Origin of the sequence: Pseudomonas sp. B329 (genome assembly GCF_023127835.1) — a bacterium.
Taxonomy (GTDB): domain Bacteria; phylum Pseudomonadota; class Gammaproteobacteria; order Pseudomonadales; family Pseudomonadaceae; genus Aquipseudomonas; species Aquipseudomonas synxantha_A.
Window position 1 is genome coordinate 1 of record NZ_SPKP01000050.1, and the last position, 1,574, is coordinate 1,574.

Sequence of the window (1,574 nt, forward strand, 5' to 3'; positions counted from 1 at the left end):
ACCTCGATGCCCTTGACGATGCCGCGAACCGGCGACAGGACGGTCAGGCGCGTCAACGAATCTTCACGCCCACGAATCACCGAACTCAACGAGCTGACCTCGGAACGCGCCTTGGCCAACTCTTCACCCGCCTGCACCTGATAGGAAGAGCGCAGTTCGGTAGCTTTGAGTTGCAGCTCGCTGCGCTGACGCTGCAGGCGGATCACTTCGACGTTGCTCGCGGCGCCGGTCTTGGCCAGTGACTGGGTGATTTTCAGCTCACGGTCGACCAGCCCGAGCGAATCGTTCACCCCGGCCAGGGATTCCTTGAGCCGGCTGATACGCTCCTGATACAGCCTGGTTTCGCGCTTGATCAGCTCGGGGTAGGCCTGCAGTTCGTCAGGAAAACTCAGTGGTTTACCGTCCACCTCCGCCTGCAACCGTGTGGCGCTGGCCAGGACAGCCCGGTAGCGCGCAGCGCTCTCTTCGACATTCGATTCGGACTTCGTCGGGTCAAGCTGGGCCAACACTTGCCCCTGCTCCACCAGGTCACCTTCGGCAACGTTAAGCTCCGCCAGAATACCGCCTTCCAGTGATTGAATGACTTGCTCATGGGAGCTTGGAATTACCTTGCCGTCGCCCTTGGACACTTCATCGAGCCGCCCCAGCCACGCCCAGGTGCCCAGGATCAGCACGATCAACACCAGGCTGCCGATGATCCGCGTCGAGCGATGCAGCGCAGCGTCATCGGCCGGGTCCATGGCCTCCAGTGATTTTCTATTGCGTAGATAGGCACGCAACCGCGCCAGTTTTTCGTGAACATCAGCCATGCTGAGATGCTCCATTGGAATGAGTGGCGCTGAGTCGACGGATCGCTTCCTCCTTGGGTTCATCCAGCACGATTTTGCCGTCATCGACGACGATGATTCGCTCGACCAACTCCAACAACGCCAGGCGGTGGGTGGCAATCAGCAAGGTCTTGCCCTGTGCCCATTGGTCGAGGTTTTGCAGAAACAGGCGCTCTGCCCCTTCATCCAGTGAAGAGGTCGGTTCGTCCAGCAACAGCACGTTGGGTTGGCGCAACAACAGGCGAGCCAGCAATAGCGATTGTTTCTGGCCGCCGGAGAGCCCAAGCCCTCCTTCCAGAATCAAATGATCCAGGCCCGTCGGCAGCTTTTTGATAAACCCATCGGCGCCGGTCAGGGCCAGTGCCGAGAGCATTTCCTGGTCAGCGGCCAACGGCGCGCCCAGTTTCAGGTTCTCGCGGATGGTGCCGTGGAACAGGTGCGAGTCCTGGGTCAACAAGGCCACATCCCGCCGCACGTCTGCCGGGTCCAGGTGTTGCAACGCCACGCCATCGAGGCTGACCAGCCCGGAGCGTGAATCCACGCCCCCGACCAGCGCCTGCAACAGCGTGGACTTGCCTGCGCCGTTGCGGCCCAGCACGGCAATGCGTTCGCCAGCCCGAATCTTCAGTTGGCTGACTTGCAGCACCGGGCTGTCGTCGCCATAGGCGAACACCGCCTGGTCCAGCACATAGTCACCGTACAGGTGGGCACGGTGGACTTTGTGGCTGTGTTCGGGGTGGTCGGTGG

At 61.2% G+C, this 1,574-nt stretch carries 2 protein-coding genes; both read right to left on the reverse strand.

The genetic code is table 11. The features are described from left to right. On the reverse strand, positions 1 to 740 hold a 740-nt coding region (locus E4P00_RS21950), incomplete at its 3' end, for a biotin/lipoyl-binding protein (RefSeq protein WP_248133072.1). A gap of 61 nt (positions 741 to 801) precedes the next feature. Then, on the reverse strand, positions 802 to 1,574 hold a 773-nt coding region (locus tag E4P00_RS21955), incomplete at its 5' end, for an ATP-binding cassette domain-containing protein (protein WP_248133066.1).